This window comes from Acidobacteriota bacterium (genome assembly GCA_009838525.1).
Lineage (GTDB): Bacteria > Acidobacteriota > Vicinamibacteria > Vicinamibacterales > UBA8438 > VXRJ01.
The window spans coordinates 1-16494 of the sequence record VXRJ01000022.1 but is presented as its reverse complement, the minus strand read 5'-3'; the positions used below and the strand labels follow the sequence as shown (position 1 = coordinate 16494).

Genomic DNA, 16494 nt, shown 5'->3' with positions numbered 1-16494 from the left:
TTGTTCGAATCCTGCGTCACGGGCCCGCCGGCGGGGTGGTCGGTTCCGGTGCCGCGTGCAGGCCGCACTCGGTCTTCGCGGTGCCCCGCCAACGTCCCGACCGTTCGTCCTCGCCCGGCGCGACCCAGGTCGTGCACGGCCAGCAGCCGATGCTGGGGAAGCCCCGGTCGTGCAGCGGGTTGTAGGGCACGTCGTGCTTCACGAGGTAACGCCAGACATCCTTCGACGTCCACGTGACGAGCGGATTCACCTTCGCGATCTCGAACTTGCCGTCCCACTCGACCGTCCGCGCGCTTGCGCGCTGCGGCGTCTGATCGCGGCGGATGGCGGCGATCCAGGCATCGACGTTCGCCAGTTCCTCGCGGAGCGGGATCACCTTCCGCATGGCGCAGCAGCGGTCGGGCGAGCGTTCCCAGAGCCGATCGCCGTACACGGCGTTCTGTTCGTCCACCGCCAGCGCCGGCTTCACGCCGCGGATCGTCAGCCCGTAGCGCGCCTCGAGTCGTTGCCACAGATCACGCGTCTCGTCGAAGATCAGGCCGGTGTCCAGCGTGAAGATGTCGATCGGCAGCGCATGGCGTCCGATCAGATCGATCAGCACGCAACCCTCCGGACCGAACCCGGTGGCGAACGTCAGGCGGTCGGCATACTCGTCCACCGCCCAGCGCAGCACGTCCTCCGGGGCCACTCCCTCCAGCATCGCGGCGACCGTCGCCAGGTCGTTTTCTTCCGCGTACCCGTTGTCAAGCCGTTCCGCCCGTTCCAGAACCGTCGTGCTCACCAAATGCCTCCGTACGCCAGCCAAAGGTCGTTCGTTCCACCGAACGTCGCCAGATGAATGCCGAGCAACAGCAGCACGGTTGCGAGACCGGCGCGCAGGACGCGCTCCGGAACCGCGACCGACATCCGCGCCCCAAGCAGGACGCCGGGGATGGCGCCCGCAAGCACCAGCCCCGCCAGCGCCAGATCGACGCGTCCCGCCGCGGCATGACCGACCGTCGCCGCCGCCGACAGAAAGAGCGCATGGACCAGGTCGGTCCCGACCGTCGTCCGCGCGCCGAGGGGATAAGCGAGGACGAGCGCACAGAGCAGAAGCGAACCGCTCCCGACGCTCGTGGTCGCGACCAGCACGCCGACAACGAAGCCGATCGCGACCGTCACGCGCGTCGCCGGCTGTGTCGCGGACCGCAACTTTCCGGTGAAATGGACGCGCAGCCAGAGCGCACCGCCCGCGAGCACCAGCACGACGCCGAGGGCGCGCGTCAGCCAGTAGTCGATTTGCGCCACCGGCAGCGCACCGAGAATGGCGAGCCCCACGACGGCGCCCGGAATCGATCCGAGGGCCAGGCGTCCCACCGTCGGCCAGTGCACCTCGCGGCGCAGCGCGTAGAAGCCGCCCCCGAAGAGCTTCATGACACTCGCGATGAGCACGTCGGAGCCGATCGCGATCGGCGCCGGCACGCGCGCGATCAGGATCAGCGCCGGCGTCAGCAGCGCGCCGCCGCCGGTGGACGTGGCTCCGACCAGCAGGCCGACCACGAAGCCGATCAGGGCGGGCGCGATCTCGGTCACGCGGAAACCCTCGCACCGCGAGGCGCGCTGCCGTTTGTCGCCCTGGCCGTCCCGTTCACCATCTGCGTTCCGTTCATCCGTTCTATCGTTCGACGCGGCCACAAAAAAAGCCCGAAGGGCGTTGCCCCCCGGGCTTTCAGTCTGTCGCGCGTCGTCTGATGTCTGCTTTTCGCTTACGCCATCGATGCATCCGAACGCGTACGACCATCGCCCAGGGGAGCCCCGTGGGGCCCCATACAACAGCAGCAACAACAGGCGCAGCCGGGGGTGATGATCGGAACGTTCATGCGCGTGAGGGGAATTGTAGCCCCATCTGCACCTCGGGAGTCAAGTGGCGGCGGAACGTCAGCTGACCTCGGCGATCCGGGCCACGAGGGAACGGACAGCCTCCGGCAGTTCGAGGGACGTGACCGCGGCGCGTCCGTCGTCCGACATCTTGCGCCAGGTCTTCTTCAGGATGTCGGCCACCTTGTCGTCGTCGTGCTTCGCGGCGAAGTCCGCGAGGTAGTGGGTGAGGAAGACGTGGCAGATGATGTCCTCGAGAAGCTGGACGTCGGGGTCGGCCTTGAGGCGGTCCTTACGGACGAGGGCCTGGACCCGCGCGATCGTCCGCTCGTCGTAGCCGACGCCACGGAGGATCTCGGCCGCCGTATCAGCGTGAAAGGCGGCCAGGTCGGTGCGCCACTGCCGGTAGCCGGCGCGGCCCTCCGGGTAGTCGCCGCGGGGGATGGTCCAGCGCCGGATGTGCTGGCAACGGGCGGCGAGCCGGACGGTCTCGGGAGCATCGGGGGCGAACCGGTGGAGCGCGGCCGTCATGCGATTGGCGTAGACGAGCTCCTTGGGCTGCGGAACGCCGCCGTCCACCTCCGTGTTGGGATCTTCCGCGTTGGCGGCGTCGAAGCCGAGAATCGCGTCCCGGAAGCGGGTGGAGGTGTCGGAGAGAAGCACCATAGTCGCCGAGAATACCAGTGCCGACCTGGAGGCCGGCGCACCAGCTTGCGCACCGGCCGGGGCGCTGGAGGCCGGCGGTCACTCACAGGTCATTCCTCAACGCACCATGTCCAGCTAGAACGGCGCTATACTTTGCAATTATCGCGGATTTTCCGCGATAATGGGCCTGTGTACACCCTTGTAGGCACGCCTCCGCCAACGAACGCACTGCTGTCCTTCTCCATTCGGAATGTACGTTCCTACTGGGAAGAGGCAACACTGTCGCTGATCGGCACCAGGCTGTCGGATGCGGAAGTTGTCAGGGGCTTGCAGGTCGCCGGCATCCAGGGGCCAGCAAACGTGCTGCCCACGGCAGGCCTCTTCGGAGCGAACGCATCGGGAAAGTCGGCGTTCCTGCGGGCGATGGCGGACATGCGCGCGGTCGTGCTGAGTTCGTTCCGCAAAGGGGATCAGGAAACCAAGCTCCCTCGCCAGCCGTTTCTCCTTCACGACCACGGCGCCGAACAGCCATCCCGGTTCGAGATCGACCTGATTCTCCACGGAGTGCGCTGGCAGTACGGCTTCGAAATCGACGACCAGTCTGTTCGCGACGAGTACGCCTACTACTATCCGAAAGGGCGCCAGGCGCTGGTCTTTCGTAGAGAACGCGATGATCGGACGCCGAGCTTCGGTCCCGCCTTTCGCTCGTCCGGCCGCGTGCTTGCACGCCTCGTGCGCAGGAACGCGCTGCTATTGTCAGTCGTCGGCGCTGTCGCGGATGGCCCGGTAAACGCCCGTTCAAGCGTCACCACCCTGATCGGCCCCCTATTCGACTGGTTTCGCGACAATCTTCGGCTAATGGCGCCCGACAATCGGGGCGCGGGCATAGCCAAGACAGCCGAGCTCCTCCCGCATCCTAAGGCGCGCGGAGCGATTGTCCCCCTGCTGCAAGCCGCCGACCTGGGCATCAAGGACATCGAGCGAATCGTTATCGACGCGGAAGCCGCCGAAAAGTGGCAGCGAGCGCTTCGCGGTCTCGATGGACTCGAAGAAGAGCCGGCTGGTGCGCAGGATGAGTACTTCTTGCGCAGCAACCTCCTGCGTCTGAGCCACGCGGGAACGGAGGGCGCTGTTTCCGTTGATCCGGAGCACGAATCTCAAGGAACACTGGCATGGGTTAGCCTGCTCGGACCGCTGCTAGAGACAATACGTAGAGGATCCGTGCTTCTGTTAGACGAGCTCGACTCGAGCTTGCACCCCCATCTCGTACGACGGTTCATCCGGCTCTTCCACGACCCCAAGACCAACCCGTGGTGCGCGCAACTTGTCTTCAACGCCCACGATCCGACAATCCTCGGCGACAGCAGCCAGCGCACCCTGGGCCGAGACCAGATATGGCTCACCGAGAAGAACGTCGACGGCGGAACGACGCTCTATTCGCTGGCGGAGTTTCAGCCGAAGCGAGACGAAGCGCTCGGAAAACGCTACCTTCAGGGGCGCTACGGAGCCGTTCCCGTCCTGGACCCGGCAGAGTTCCAACTGCTTGCCGACGCGGACGGTTCATGACAAGACCTTCCGGCCGGTACCCGCGTCGGCGCCACGTGAAGCGCGAAACGCGTCGCGTCTTTCGTATCCTCACCGAGGGTGAGGTAACGGAGCCCCGCTATCTCACCGAGTGGGCTCGTCTCAACCGACACAAGGTCTTCGTTGAGATTACAGACCGCGGCATGACTCCCGATGCGCTCGTCCGGCGGGCGCAAGAGCACGCGCGAGCTGGACGCCCAAGACGAAGAGACCCCGCCTTCGACGAGATCTGGTGCGTGTTCGACGTCGACCAGCACCCGAACGTTCCGCAGGCAGTGCACAATGCCGGGCAAAGCGGTATCGAAGTCGCAGTCTCCAACCCGTGCATTGAACTCTGGCTCGTGCTGCACGCTCGTCACCAGACCGCCTGGATCAGCCGTCGTGATATCCAGCAACGTTCTCATGAGCTGGGCCTGACGAGTGGCAAGAGGATTCCCGAAACCGCGTGGATGACCCTCATCGACGACTTCGAAACGGCGAAGCACCGTGCACGGGAACTCGACGCGCGTCACGAAGGCAACGGTTCTCCGCGTCGAACAAACCCCAGCACGGACGTGTGGCGGCTGGTAGATCGACTCCGGTACGGACTCGACACCGCGCCCGTCCCGTGACGTTTCCCCACACCGTAGTAACTGCTCCACACTCGCCGGAGTTGGCAAGCTCCCCGTCGAACGCCGTGCGGTTCTCCACCTCGCGAGAGCGCCATAGTCGCCGAGAAGACCACTGCCGGCCTGGAGGCTGGCGCACCGGCCCGCGCACCGCCCGAGGGCACTGGCCAGCGCGCGACGAGTCCGCGCTACTCCTCGGCGCTGATATAGCCCTGACGTTCCAAGTGCAGGATGATGCGCTGGGCCGCCTCGTCCGGGGTCAGCCTGGTCGTGTCGATGGTCACCTCGGCGTCCGCGGGCGCCTCGTAGGGATCGGAGATCCCGGTGAACTCCTTGATGATGCCGGCCCGCGCCTTGGCGTAGAGGCCCTTGCGGTCGCGCTGCTCGCACACCTCGAGCGGCGTGTCGACATGGACGAGGGCGAAGCCCCCAAGCGGTTCGATCATCCGCCGGACGTCCTTCCGCACCGCATCGTAGGGGGCGATCGGGGCGCAGACGGCGATGCCCCCGTTCTTCGTGATCTCGGAGGCGACGTAGCCGATGCGCCGGATGTTGATGTCGCGGTGCTCCTTCGAGAAGCCCAGCTCGCTCGACAGGTTCTTCCGGACCAGGTCGCCGTCGAGCAGCGTTACCGGCCGCCCGCCGAACTCCAGGAACTTCACCAGGAGTGCGTTCGCGATGGTCGACTTGCCGGAACCCGATAGTCCCGTGAAGAAGACGGTGAAGCCCTGCCGGCCGCGCGGCGGATGGCTCCGGCGCAACTCTTCCGCGACGTCCGGGAAGGTGAACCAGCTCGGGATGTCGCGTCCCTCGGCGAGTCGCTCGCGCAGTTCGGTGCCGGAAATGTTGAGCGTGCGCCGTCCCTCCTCCACTTCGTCGATCGGGAGGTAGGTGTCGGCGTCCTGAACGTAGACCATCAGCTTGAACGGCACCATCGTGACGCCCAGTTCCGCCTCGTGCGTACGGAGCAGCTCCTGCGCGTCGTACGGCCCGTAGAACGGGTTGCCGGCGGAATCGCTGCCCGGACCGGCATGGTCGCGGCCGACGATCAGGTGGGTGCAGCCGTGGTTCTTCCGGATGATGGCGTGCCACACCGCCTCGCGGGGCCCGCCCATCCGCATCGCGAGGGGCAGCAGGGACAACTGCGCCGTGTTCGACGGATAGCGGTGCAGCAGCGCCTGGTAGCAGCGCACGCGCGTGTAGTGATCCACGTCGCCCGGCTTGGTCATGCCTACCACCGGGTGAATCAGCAGGTCGGCGCCCACCTCCTTCGCGGCGCGCAGGGTCAGCTCCTGGTGCGCCCGGTGCATCGGGTTGCGTGTCTGGAAGGCGACTACCTTCGTCCAGCCCAGCTTTGCGAACTGCGCCCGGAGCTCGGCCGGCGTGTGACGGATCTGCCGGTAGTCGTAGTGGGTTACCGGCTGCACCACGGTGACGCGCCCGCCGACGTAGCAGGGATGGGTCCGGTCGAGCAGGTGGGCGACCCCCGGGTGCTCGGGGTTGTCGGTGCCGAAGACCGCCACCGCCTCGGCGGCGCGGTCCGGCTGCCAGATGTCCTCGACGTCGACCACGGCGAGCATCACCCCTTCCGGATCGCGGAGGGCGAGCCTGGACCCGGGCGTGAGCGAGCCGGCGAGGTCCTCCGACACGTCGAGCGTGATCGGAATCGGCCAGAGCGTGCCGTCGGCGAGGCGCATCTCCGCGCAGACGCGGTCGTAGTCCGGCTGCGTCATGAAGCCCGTCAACGGAGAGAAAGCGCCGGTGCCCAGCAGCTCGAGGTCGCAGAGCTGGCGTTCCGTGAGGTCGTGCGAAGGCCAGTCGCGGGAGGCTTCCTTCAGGCCGGCACCGTCGGCATCGGTGGCGAAGAGATCGACGAGTTTCCCTCCATGAGGGGTAATCAGGTGGTCCTGCACGATCGTGGTTGCTCCTTGTCTGGCGGTCGGGGTCGTCTCGAACCGGAAACTCTAGCATGCGGAAGGACGCAGTCCCGGAAAGGGCGTGCGATTGCGCTCGCGCGGTGGAGGGTCTATCGTTGATCGTTCGCCGCCTCGGGCGGCGGTTCGTTGGCGCGTCGCGCGTGTGACGCCAAGGCTTGGGAGGATCTCATGAGTGTCCGTAATCTGGTCGTGTGGGTGGCGTCGGCTGCGGTCGTGGCGGGGCTGGCGCCGGCGGCGTTCGGGCAGGACAACTACACGGCGCCTCGCAACGCATTGGGGCAGCCGGACCTGTCGGGCATCTGGGCGAACAACAGCGCGACGCCCATGGAGCGCCCGGAGCAGTTGGGTGAGAAGGCGACGCTGACCGACGAGGAGCTGGCCGAGCTGACCCAGCGGATCGACGAGTTCCGCGACGCCGAGCAGGCCGGCGACCTGTTGGGCGACCGGCTCATTCAGCAGGCCCTCGGCAACTCCGAGTTCCAGGACTTCGATGTCATCACCGGGAACTACAACGCCTTCTGGCTGGTGGAGCGCCAGCTCGACAATCGCACCTCACTTGTCATCGATCCGCCGAACGGCCGCATTCCGGCGATGACCGACGCGGCCCAGGCCCGCGCCGCGGAGCGCAGCGCCTACCGGGCGGAACATCCGTCCGACGGCCCGGAAGATCGCACGCTGGGCGACCGCTGCCTCCACTTCCAGGCGCCGAACATGGGTTCGGGCTACAACAGCTACTTCCAGTTGCTTCAGACGCCGACCCACGTGGCGATCTTCCAGGAAATGGGGCATTTCAGCCGGCTGATCCCGATCGAAGACCGGCCCCATGTCGACGAGGACGTTCGGCTCTGGGCGGGCGACGCACGCGGCCGCTGGGAGGGCGACACGCTAGTGGTCGAGACGCGGAACTACTCACCGAAGACCGGCTTCAGCGGCGCGTCGGAGAACCTCCACCTGGTGGAGCGCTTCACGCGGATCAGCCCCAGCATCCTGCGCCAGGAGGTCACCCTGAACGATCCTGACACCTGGACCCAGCCCTGGACGGTCGAGTTGCTGCATGAATCGACCATGGATCCGATCTTCGAGTACGCCTGCCACGAGGGGAACTACTCGATGCCGGGCATCCTGGCCGGCGCGCGGCTCGAGGAGCGGGAGGCCGCCGGGGGCGGCCAGTAGGAAGGACCGGCAACGGGCTGCTAGCGCCGCGGCCGCGCGCGCCAGAGGGCGGCGGCCACGCTCCCGACCAGGGAGTGAAGGACCGCGGAGATGGCGCTGGGGACGGCGGTAAGGGGGTTGGCGAAGTTCTGTTGCGCCAGCACGACGCCGAGTCCCGAATTCTGCATCCCGACTTCGATGGCGGCCGTCCGGGCCGCCTGTTCCTTCCTCAGCCAGAGGCGGCCCGCGACGTAGCCGAGGACGAAGCCGCCGGCATGCAGCGCGAGGACGGCCAGGAGCAGGCGCAGGCCGGCATCGATCACCTGCTCGCGGTTGCCGGCGATCACTGAGCCGGCGATCAGGATGATCGCGAGGACGGCGACGAGCGGGGCGACCGGCAGGACGCGATCGCAGGCGCGCGGGAAGCGGGCCTTCAGCAGCGCGCCGGCCGCGACGGGGAGGATCACCACCTGCACGGTGTCGGTCAGCAGGCCGATGACGGGCACGTCGATCCGGTTGCCGGCAAGCAGCGCGGTGAGGGCCGGGGTGGCGAGCGCGGCCAGCAGCGTCGAGGCGGTGGTCATCGTGACGGAGAGGGCGACGTCGGCCCGGGCGATGAACGCGATGACGTTCGACGCGGTGCCGCCCGGGCAGCAGCTCACCAGGATCAGGCCGACCGCGAAGGGCGCCGGAAGTCCGAAGACCAGGCCGAGGGTCAGGCCGAGGAGCGGCATGAGCGTATATTGGAGCGCGACGCCCGGCAGGACGTTCGCGCGTTCGCGCACGATGCGGCGGAAATCCTCGAAGCCGACGGTCATCCCCATGCTCAGCATGATCAGGCCGAGTCCCAGAGGGATCAGCGGGCCGCTGAACCAGGTGAACGACGCGGGACGCCAGAGGGCGAGCGCGCTGGCGAGGATGAGCCAGAGAGGGAAGGCGTTGGTGGCGGTCGCGAGCAGGCCCAATGCCGGGGATTGTATGTGCGCGGCGCACGCGCGGTAAGCGCGGGGAGGCGGTGAACGGGTGATGGGGTTTCAGGCAGACCTGTTGAACGGGAAGGCGGCGCTGGTGACCGGCGGCGGGTCCGGCATCTGCCGCGGCATGGCGCTGGCGCTGGCCGCGCATGGTTGCGACGTGGCGGTGACCGGGCGGCGCGCGGAACCGCTGGAGGCGGCGCGGGGCGAGATCGAAGCGCTCGGCGCGCGCGGATTCGCGGCGGCGGGCGACGTGCGGGACCCCGCCGCGGCCGAGGCGGCGGTGACGTCCACCGTCGAGGCGTTCGGACGCCTCGACATCCTCGTGAACGGGGCGGCCGGCAACTTCCTCTGCCTCGCGGAGAACCTCTCGCCGAACGGGTTCGGCGCGGTGGTGGACATCGACCTGAAGGGGACGTTTCACATGTGCCGGGCCGCCCTGCCGCACCTGAAGGCGCAGCGGGGCAGCGTGCTGAACATCAGCGCGACGCTGCACTATCTCGGCACGGCGGCGCAGTTGCACGTCTCAGCGGCGAAGGCGGGAGTCGATGCGTTGACCCGCGTGCTGGCGGTGGAGTGGGGCCCCTACGGAATCCGCGTGAACGGGATCGCGCCGGGGCCCATTGCCGACACCGAGGGCGTGAAGCGCCTGCTGGTCGGCGAGGCCAAGACGCGGACCGTCGGCACGACGCCCTTGCGGCGGCTGGGCGCTATCGATGACGTATCGCACGCGGCGTTGTATCTCTGCTCGGATCTGGCGTCGTTCGTGACGGGGGTGACGCTGGTGGTGGATGGGGGATTGTGGCTGGCGTCGAGCCGGATGAGCGAGGCGTGGGACGCTTCGCTGGCGGCGGCGGAACGGGCATCGTCCTAGCGGACGGCCGGGGAGTGAACTGATGAGTGATCTGGCGAAGCAGGAGTGCATTCCGTGCAAGGGCGGCGTGCCGCCGCTGGCCGGCGCGGAGCTGGCGGGATTTCAGGAGCGGCTGGGCGGCGACTGGAACGTCGTCGAGGGGCACCACTTGGAGAAGGTGTACAAGTTCGACGACTTCCGGCAGGCGCTCGATTTCACCGTGAAGGTAGGGGAGATGGCCGAGCAGCAGGACCATCATCCCGACATCTATCTGGCGTGGGGACGGGTGAAGGTCATCATCTGGACGCACAAGATCGACGGGTTGACGGAGAGCGACTTCGTCTTCGCCGCGAAGGCGGACGCGCTGCTCTAGGGTGCGCCGGCGTCCACGCATTGGTGCGCCGGCGTCCTCGCCGGCAATAGATGCCGGCCTGGAGGCCGGCGCACCGACCGGCGTACCGACCGGCGCACCGACCGGCGTCCCGGTCAGTCGTCCCACGAGACGGGATCGCCCAGCGTGATCGTGCCGTCGTCCAGGCTCTCGGCGTAAGCGCCGCCGGCCCAGGCCGGGCGCATGACCGACCGCAACCCGGGGGCGGCTTCGTCCATCCGCTCGCACGGGCGGGTTTCGCCGTTGATGCGCAGGCGGCACGACCCGATGCGCAGGATGCGGCCACGGGCGCCTTCGAGCCGGATGCCGGAGACGAGGAGGTTGGCGCGGCGGACGGCGGGATCGACGTCATCCGCCATCCCCTCGCTCACCCGATCCCACTCACCGCGCGAGATGAGCGTCACCTGCCGCTTGCCGCCCTGATCCGCATTCCCGACGAGCCCCTGCCCCGCGCGCAGCTCAGCCTGCCGCACCGGGTCCATCGGCCCGCGCCGGAACCGCTTGATCCAGACCTGTTCGAGCCGCCCCGCGTCCGTTCCGGCCGCCGCCTTCGTTTCTGCCATCTTCATCCGTCTCCGCGCTGCCTCCGGCGCGGGTTTCGCCCCCTGTCGCTAGTGTAAGATCCCCGCTCGATGAGTGCACCGATTATCGATAGCGACACGCGTTCCGCCACACCGCGCGAGGCGCTCGACGCCTGGGTGCGCGAAGTCGTCGAGTGGCATTTCGACCCCGCGACGGGGAGCCCCTTCTGGCTCGACTGGGCCGGCCGGGCGGGATGGGATCCGCGCGGCGAAGTGCACGGTTTCGACGACCTGAAGAAGTTCGGCCACTTCGAGGACGAATGGCTCCGCGGCGGCCCCGTACGCCGCTGGGTGCCGAAGGCGTTCGCCGACCGCCCGATCTACGTGTTCGAGACCGGCGGCACGACCGGCATTCCGAAGAGCCGGATCGCCATCGACGATTTCCGGACCGACTACGAGCTCTTCTCGGAGACGCTCCCCGACGAGTGCTTCCCGAAGGGGTCCAATTGGCTGATGCTGGGGCCGAGCGGCCCGCGCCGGCTCCGCCTCGCCGTCGAGCATCTTGCGCAGTACCGCGGCGGCATCTGCTTCTGCGTCGATCTCGATCCCCGCTGGGTGATCAAGCTGATCAAGAAGGGATGGATGGACCACCTGAAGGCGTACCAGGCGCACGTCATCGATCAGGCCCTGACGGTGCTGTCCGCCGGCCACGACATCAAGTGCCTCTTCTCCACCCCGAAGCTCATCGAGGCCCTTGCCACCCGCCTCGAGGACGAGGGATCGAGCATCCGGGAGACCGGCATTACGGGCATCTTTGCGGGCGGGACGGAGTTCACGCCGCAGTGGAACCGTTTCGCGCACGAGGAACTGCTCGACGGGGTCTACATGACTCCCACGTACGGCAACACGCTGATGGGGCTTGCCGGCTCGCCGCCGAGCGGAGCGGAAGAGGGTTACAAGATCACGTACTACGCGCCACAGCCGCGCGCCGTCCTGCAGGTGGTGGATCCGGACGACGCCGACCGTGTGGTGGGCTACGGCGAGACCGGCCGGGTGATGTTGACGACGTTGACGAAGGAGTTCTTCGTCCCCCGTTTCCTCGAGCGGGACGAAGGAGAACGCGAGCCGCCCTGCGATCAGTATCCGTGGGACGGCGTGAGCGGCGTGCGCCCGTTCAGCGCCCTCGCGTCGTCGACCACGGTCGGCGTCTACTGACGGGGTCAGGTATCATGAGGGGGCCGCCCCGCGCGGCCCTGGCGGGCAATCAGCGATCGAGCGTAACGACGGACGGACCAACGCCGTCCATTGCAAGGAGCGAGACCCAGAATGCGAACTGAACTGCTGAACCGGAACCTGCTGATCACGCTGGCGATCTTCGCCCTGGCCGCGGCCGGGTGCGGCGGCGGTGGTGAGATGGCTCCCGAAGAGCCAATGGAGATGGAGGCCGAAGAGCCCGCCGCGGACGCCGCTCCCAGCGGACCGCCGCGCGTCTTCTTCGTGGCCCCGCTCGACGGCGAGGCGATGTCCAGCGACCACGACGTCGAGATCGAGATGGGCGCGGAGAACTATCCCATCTCGGCCATTCCGGAGGGCTTCGACCCGGAGAACGACACGCCGCGCCCCGGTATGGGCCACTACCACGTCGGTCTGAACACCGGCTGCCTGCCGGTCGGCGAGGTGATCCCGCAGGGCCAGGGCTGGCAGCACTTCGGGGATGGCTCCAACGCCTACACACTGCAGGTGGAGCCGGGGACCTACGAACTGACGGTCCAGATCGGCGACGACCTCCACGTGACCCAGGAAGGGCTCTGCGAAACCATCAGCATCGAGGTGGCCGACGGCATCTAGCCGTCCGCAGCCGTCGAAACACGCCGTGATTCATTTCCCCGCGCTCCGGTGGGGCGAGCCCTACCGGAGCCTTGAGGTCGACAAGGTCGTTCACTTCGACACCGGCGAGCCGGTGGCGGAGGTGAGTCAGGCCAACCCGGGCATCGTCGCGCGCGATCTGCGCAAGGCGGAGCGTGCGCGCGCCGCCCTCCGCGACGTGCCGCCGGACGAGCTGGTCGCCATGGTCAAGAAGGGCGCCGAGCTCTTCTCGTCGGCCGAGCTGCCGCTTGGCGACGGGACGCAGACGCCCGACGACTTCGTGCGGCAACAGTCGGCGACGACCGGCCTCCCCGAGCACATGTGCCGCATGAACATGGAGAAGCTGCGGTACGTGCTCGACCACATCGACGACATCCTGGCGTCGCTCACGCGGCGGCTCGACCCGGGCATCCTCGCCCGCGGCTTCGGCGAGGAGGATGGCGTGATGCGGAGCTACCAGGCGACCACGCCGGTGCTCGGCATGGTTCTGCCGTCGAACTCGCCCGGCGTGCACAGCCTCTGGCTGCCGATCATCCCGCTGCAGATCGGGCTGGTGCTGAAGCCGGGGCCGCAGGAGCCCTGGACGCCGTGGCGGATGACGCAGGCGTTCTTCGAGGCGGGCGTGCCGAAGGAGTCGGTCGCGCTCTATCCGGGGCTGGGCGACGTCGGGGCGGCGGTGCTGAACAACTGCTCGCGCAGTCTCATCTTCGGCGGCACGGCGACGGTGGAGCAGTACGCCGGGAATCCCGGCGTCCAGGTGCATGGTCCCGGCTTCTCGAAGATCCTGCTCGGCGACGACGAGGCGGACAACTGGGAGCAGCATCTCGACCTGATGGTCGACAGCGTGCTGATCAACAGCGGCCGGAGCTGCATCAACTGTTCGGGAATCTGGACGCCGCGGCACGGGCGGGCCATCGCGCAGGCTCTGGCGGAGCGGCTGGGGCCCATCGCGCCCCTGCCTCCGGAGGATCCGGACGCGGCCCTTGCCGCATTCACGGTGCCGGGCCAGGGGCCGGCGATTACGGCCGACATCGACAACGCGCTGAACGAGGAGGGGGTCGAGGAGACGACCGCGGCCCACCACCCGGACGGCCGGCTCGTGCAGCGCGAGCGGTGCGACTACCTACGCCCGACCGTCGTCTACTGCGCGTCGCCCGATGTGGCGATGGCGAAGAAGGAATACATGTTCCCGTTCGTCACGGTGGTCGAGTGCCCGCAGGCGAAGATGATCCGGTCGATCGGCCCGACGCTGGTGGCGACCGCCCTCACCGCGGATACCGCGTTCGAGCAGGATCTGCTGGACGCGCGGAACATCGACCGGCTGAACCTGGGGCCGATTCCGACCATCAGGCTGAACTGGCTGCAGCCGCACGAAGGCAACATCGTCGACTTCCTCTTCCGTCCGCGTGCGCTGCAGAAGGCGTCATAGGGCCTACTAAGGGCGGGGGGCGCGCGTGCTGGACGTCCGGAACGTTTCCAAAGCGTACCCTACCGCCCGCGGTCCGCTGCCGATCCTGACCGACGTTTCGTTCTCGCTCGGGCGCGGTGACGCCGCGTCCATCGTCGGGCCGTCGGGAAGCGGGAAGAGCACGCTTCTCTACATCGTCGGAGCGCTGGAGCCGCCGTCGAGCGGCAACGTGACGCTCGAAGACACCGACCCGTTCACGCTGAACGACGTCGAGCTCTCCGCGTTCCGAAACTCGAAGGTGGGTTTCGTCTTCCAGGATCACCTGCTGTTGCCGCAGTGCACGGTGCTGGAGAACGTTCTGGTGCCGACGCTGGTGAGCGAGCCGGACGCGGCGGTGCTCGAGCGGGCGGAAGGGCTGCTGAAGGAGGTCGGCCTGGCCGACCGCATGGATCACCGCCCGGCCGAGCTGTCGGGCGGCGAACGGCAGCGCGTGGCGCTGGCGCGGGCGCTGATTCAGGAGCCTCCGCTCGTTCTGTGCGACGAGCCGACCGGCAATCTCGACCGTGATTCGGCCGCAACGGTCGCCGACCTGCTGTTCGAGTTGCACCGACAGCAGGACAGTGTGCTGCTGATCGTGACCCACAACCCGGATCTGGCGGCGCGGTGCGCGATCCGCTACCGCCTGGACAGTCAGCGGCTGACGCCCGCGGGCGGATAGCGCCGCTAACGGAGCATTCCATGGTGGTCCGCGCGCTCGTTCGACGCAATCTCGGCCACTACTGGCGCACCAATCTGGCCGTCGTGGGCGGCGTCGCCGTCGCCGTCGCCGTCCTCGCCGGCGCGCTGCTGGTCGGCACGTCGGTCCGATCCAGCCTGCGGGCCCTGGCCCTGGAACGGCTCGGCGCCATCGACCGCGTCGTAACCACCGGCCGCTTCGTCAGTGAAGAGACCGCCGGCGCGCTGCTTGCGGCGGACGGCGTGGCCGCCCACTTCCCGTCGGTCGTTCCGATGGTTGCCGTCGAGGGCTTCGTCACCCACCAGGCGAGCGGCCGCCGCGCGTCGGGCGTCCAGGTATACGGGGTAGACGACCGCTTCTGGACGTTCCATGACCGCGACCCCGGCGGCCTGGCCCTCGACCGCAACGGAGCGTTCGTCAGCGACGGGCTCGCCGGCGAGCTGGGGGTCGCGCTCGAGGACGCGCTCCTCGTCCGTGTCGAGAAGCCCTCGGCGGTGCCGATCAGTTCGCTCCACGGCCGCCGCGACGACGTGGGCCGGACCCTCCGCCTCGGCGTCACGCGCGTTCTCGCCGCGGCCGACCTCGGGGAGTTCTCGTTCCGTCCCGCGCAGGGCTTGGCCCGCTCGGTATTCGTGCCGCTTTCGCGGCTGCAGGAGGAGCTGGAGACGGAGGGGCGGGTCAATACCCTGCTCCTGGGAGGCGTTTCGGCCACGGCGGCGGCTGACGATGGCGGCGACGCCGTGCGCCAGGAGATCGCCGAGGCCGCGGTCCGGGCCACCGCGACCCTCGCCGATCTGGGCCTGCGGGTCCGCGCCCTCCCGGAACAGGGAACGGTTGCCGTCGAATCGGACGCCGGCCTGCTGACCGACGCGACCGTCGAGGCGGTCGAGAGCGTTGCCGCCGCACGGGGTCTCGCGGCGGAGCCGATCCTGTCGTACCTCGCGAACGAGCTGCGGGTCGGCGACCGCATCACCCCGTACTCCGTAGTCACGGCCCGCGACCTCGCCCGTCTCGACGCCCCGGCCCCCGCCGACGGCGCTGCGACGGAACCGCCGCCGGTGATCCTCAATCAGTGGGCGGCGGACGATCTCGACGCAGGCCCCGGTGACAGCCTTTCCATCGAGTACTACGTCTGGGAGGACGAGGGCGCTCTCACAACGCACGAAGCCGAGCTGCGTGTCGCCGGCGTCGTCCCCATCGAGGGCGCCGCCGCGGATCCCGACCTGACGCCCGACTACCCCGGCATCACGGAGGCGACCGACGTCATCGACTGGGATCCCCCTTTTCCGGTCGATCTCGGATTGATCCGCCCCGCCGACGAGACCTACTGGGACGACTACCGCACCACGCCGAAGGCGTTCATCCCGCTGTCGGCGGGGCAGCAGTTGTGGGCATCGCGCTGGGGCCAGGTCACGTCGGTCCGCCTGACGCCGGCGGACGGCGGCGCGGCGGGTCTCGACGCCGCCGCCTCGGAGGTGGAGGACGCGCTCCGGGCCGGACTCGACCCGCTTGCGCTTGGCCTCGTCGTCTACCCGGCGCGGACGCTGGCCCTCGAGGCTTCCGCCGGGGCGACCGACTTCGGCCTCTACTTCATCTACTTCAGCTTCTTCCTGGTGGTGTCGGCCCTGCTGCTCGCCAGCCTCTTCTTCCGCCTCGGGGTCGAGCAGCGCCTTCGCGAGCTCGGCCTGCTGCGCGCCACCGGCTGGACGCCGCGCGCCATCCGGGGCCTCTTTCTGAGCGAAGCGCTCGTGCTGTCGGCGGCCGGCAGCGCCATCGGCGTCGCCGGGGCGGTTGCCTACGCCTGGCTGATCATGCTTGGGTTCCGGACCCTCTGGATCGACGCGGTCGGCACGACGCGCCTCGCCCTGGACCCGTCGCCGGCCACGCTGGCGGCGGGGGCGGCGGGCGGGATCCTGGCCGCGCTCCTGTCGATCGCGTGGACGCTTCGCGCCCTCTCGCCGG

General features: G+C 68.5%; 16 protein-coding genes. 10 read left to right on the top strand and 6 right to left on the bottom strand.

The features are described from left to right. Positions 1 to 16: 16 nt before the first annotated feature. The 3 genes from F4Y45_10840 to F4Y45_10830 form a co-directional block, all read right to left on the bottom strand. Positions 17 to 700, bottom strand: a complete 684-nt coding sequence (locus F4Y45_10840) for a phosphoadenylyl-sulfate reductase (GenBank protein ID MXY25004.1) — start codon at positions 698 to 700, stop codon at positions 17 to 19. A 77-nt stretch (positions 701 to 777) separates the two neighbouring features. Then, on the bottom strand, positions 778 to 1833 hold the full coding sequence (locus F4Y45_10835) for a sulfite exporter TauE/SafE family protein (protein ID MXY25003.1): 1056 nt from the start codon (positions 1831 to 1833) through the stop codon (positions 778 to 780). 84 nt (positions 1834 to 1917) lie between these two features. Further along, complete coding sequence (locus F4Y45_10830; protein MXY25002.1) at positions 1918 to 2523, bottom strand: DUF4202 domain-containing protein; 606 nt, start codon at positions 2521 to 2523, stop codon at positions 1918 to 1920. Between F4Y45_10830 and F4Y45_10825 the strand changes: the two genes are divergently transcribed. Next, positions 2371 to 4068: an ATP-binding protein gene (locus F4Y45_10825; GenBank protein ID MXY25001.1), complete on the top strand. Its 1698-nt coding sequence runs from the start codon at positions 2371 to 2373 to the stop codon at positions 4066 to 4068. The genes F4Y45_10830 and F4Y45_10825 overlap by 153 nt on opposite strands. Continuing rightward, positions 4065 to 4697, top strand: coding sequence for an RloB domain-containing protein (locus tag F4Y45_10820; protein MXY25000.1), 633 nt, complete (start codon positions 4065 to 4067; stop codon positions 4695 to 4697). The genes F4Y45_10825 and F4Y45_10820 overlap by 4 nt, the downstream gene beginning before the upstream one ends. A 185-nt stretch (positions 4698 to 4882) precedes the next feature. Here F4Y45_10820 and F4Y45_10815 read toward each other — a convergent pair whose 3' ends face one another. Beyond that, positions 4883 to 6595 (bottom strand): bifunctional sulfate adenylyltransferase/adenylylsulfate kinase, encoded by a 1713-nt coding sequence (locus F4Y45_10815; GenBank protein ID MXY24999.1) that lies wholly within the window; start codon positions 6593 to 6595, stop codon positions 4883 to 4885. Positions 6596 to 6799: 204 nt separating this feature from the next. Between F4Y45_10815 and F4Y45_10810 the strand changes: the two genes are divergently transcribed. Beyond that, positions 6800 to 7804, top strand: coding sequence for a hypothetical protein (locus F4Y45_10810; GenBank protein ID MXY24998.1), 1005 nt, complete (start codon positions 6800 to 6802; stop codon positions 7802 to 7804). A gap of 20 nt (positions 7805 to 7824) precedes the next feature. Here F4Y45_10810 and F4Y45_10805 read toward each other — a convergent pair whose 3' ends face one another. Beyond that, positions 7825 to 8748: a bile acid:sodium symporter family protein gene (locus F4Y45_10805; protein MXY24997.1), complete on the bottom strand. Its 924-nt coding sequence runs from the start codon at positions 8746 to 8748 to the stop codon at positions 7825 to 7827. A gap of 61 nt (positions 8749 to 8809) precedes the next feature. Between F4Y45_10805 and F4Y45_10800 the strand changes: the two genes are divergently transcribed. Further along, complete coding sequence (locus F4Y45_10800; protein MXY24996.1) at positions 8810 to 9631, top strand: SDR family oxidoreductase; 822 nt, start codon at positions 8810 to 8812, stop codon at positions 9629 to 9631. 22 nt (positions 9632 to 9653) lie between these two features. Continuing rightward, positions 9654 to 9983 carry a 4a-hydroxytetrahydrobiopterin dehydratase gene (locus F4Y45_10795; protein ID MXY24995.1) on the top strand — a complete coding sequence of 110 codons (330 nt, stop codon included), beginning with the start codon at positions 9654 to 9656 and terminating at the stop codon, positions 9981 to 9983. A 113-nt stretch (positions 9984 to 10096) separates the two neighbouring features. Here F4Y45_10795 and F4Y45_10790 read toward each other — a convergent pair whose 3' ends face one another. Then, positions 10097 to 10564, bottom strand: a complete 468-nt coding sequence (locus F4Y45_10790; GenBank protein ID MXY24994.1) for an MOSC domain-containing protein — start codon at positions 10562 to 10564, stop codon at positions 10097 to 10099. 69 nt (positions 10565 to 10633) lie between these two features. Between F4Y45_10790 and F4Y45_10785 the strand changes: the two genes are divergently transcribed. The 5 genes from F4Y45_10785 to F4Y45_10765 all read left to right on the top strand — a co-directional run. Continuing rightward, a complete protein-coding gene (locus F4Y45_10785) occupies positions 10634 to 11737 on the top strand; it encodes a hypothetical protein (protein ID MXY24993.1) in 1104 nt (367 codons plus the stop codon). A gap of 111 nt (positions 11738 to 11848) precedes the next feature. Then, positions 11849 to 12370, top strand: a complete 522-nt coding sequence (locus F4Y45_10780; protein ID MXY24992.1) for a DUF4399 domain-containing protein — start codon at positions 11849 to 11851, stop codon at positions 12368 to 12370. Between the two features lie 25 nt (positions 12371 to 12395). Further along, a complete protein-coding gene (locus F4Y45_10775) occupies positions 12396 to 13817 on the top strand; it encodes an aldehyde dehydrogenase (protein MXY24991.1) in 1422 nt (473 codons plus the stop codon). A 28-nt stretch (positions 13818 to 13845) separates the two neighbouring features. Beyond that, positions 13846 to 14514, top strand: coding sequence for an ABC transporter ATP-binding protein (locus tag F4Y45_10770; protein ID MXY24990.1), 669 nt, complete (start codon positions 13846 to 13848; stop codon positions 14512 to 14514). A 20-nt stretch (positions 14515 to 14534) separates the two neighbouring features. Further along, positions 14535 to 16494: ABC transporter permease (locus F4Y45_10765; protein ID MXY24989.1), on the top strand; the 1960-nt coding region annotated here is incomplete at its 3' end.

Coding starts and splice junctions, on each gene's coding strand:
- F4Y45_10810 (MXY24998.1), top strand. CDS start 6,800: ATGAGTGTCCGTAATCTGGTCGTGTGGGTGGCGTCGGCTGCGGTCGTG.
- F4Y45_10795 (MXY24995.1), top strand. CDS start 9,654: ATGAGTGATCTGGCGAAGCAGGAGTGCATTCCGTGCAAGGGCGGCGTG.
- F4Y45_10800 (MXY24996.1), top strand. CDS start 8,810: ATGGGGTTTCAGGCAGACCTGTTGAACGGGAAGGCGGCGCTGGTGACC.
- F4Y45_10820 (MXY25000.1), top strand. CDS start 4,065: ATGACAAGACCTTCCGGCCGGTACCCGCGTCGGCGCCACGTGAAGCGC.
- F4Y45_10830 (MXY25002.1), bottom strand. CDS start 2,523: ATGGTGCTTCTCTCCGACACCTCCACCCGCTTCCGGGACGCGATTCTC.
- F4Y45_10785 (MXY24993.1), top strand. CDS start 10,634: ATGAGTGCACCGATTATCGATAGCGACACGCGTTCCGCCACACCGCGC.
- F4Y45_10790 (MXY24994.1), bottom strand. CDS start 10,564: ATGGCAGAAACGAAGGCGGCGGCCGGAACGGACGCGGGGCGGCTCGAA.
- F4Y45_10780 (MXY24992.1), top strand. CDS start 11,849: ATGCGAACTGAACTGCTGAACCGGAACCTGCTGATCACGCTGGCGATC.
- F4Y45_10840 (MXY25004.1), bottom strand. CDS start 700: ATGCTGGAGGGAGTGGCCCCGGAGGACGTGCTGCGCTGGGCGGTGGAC.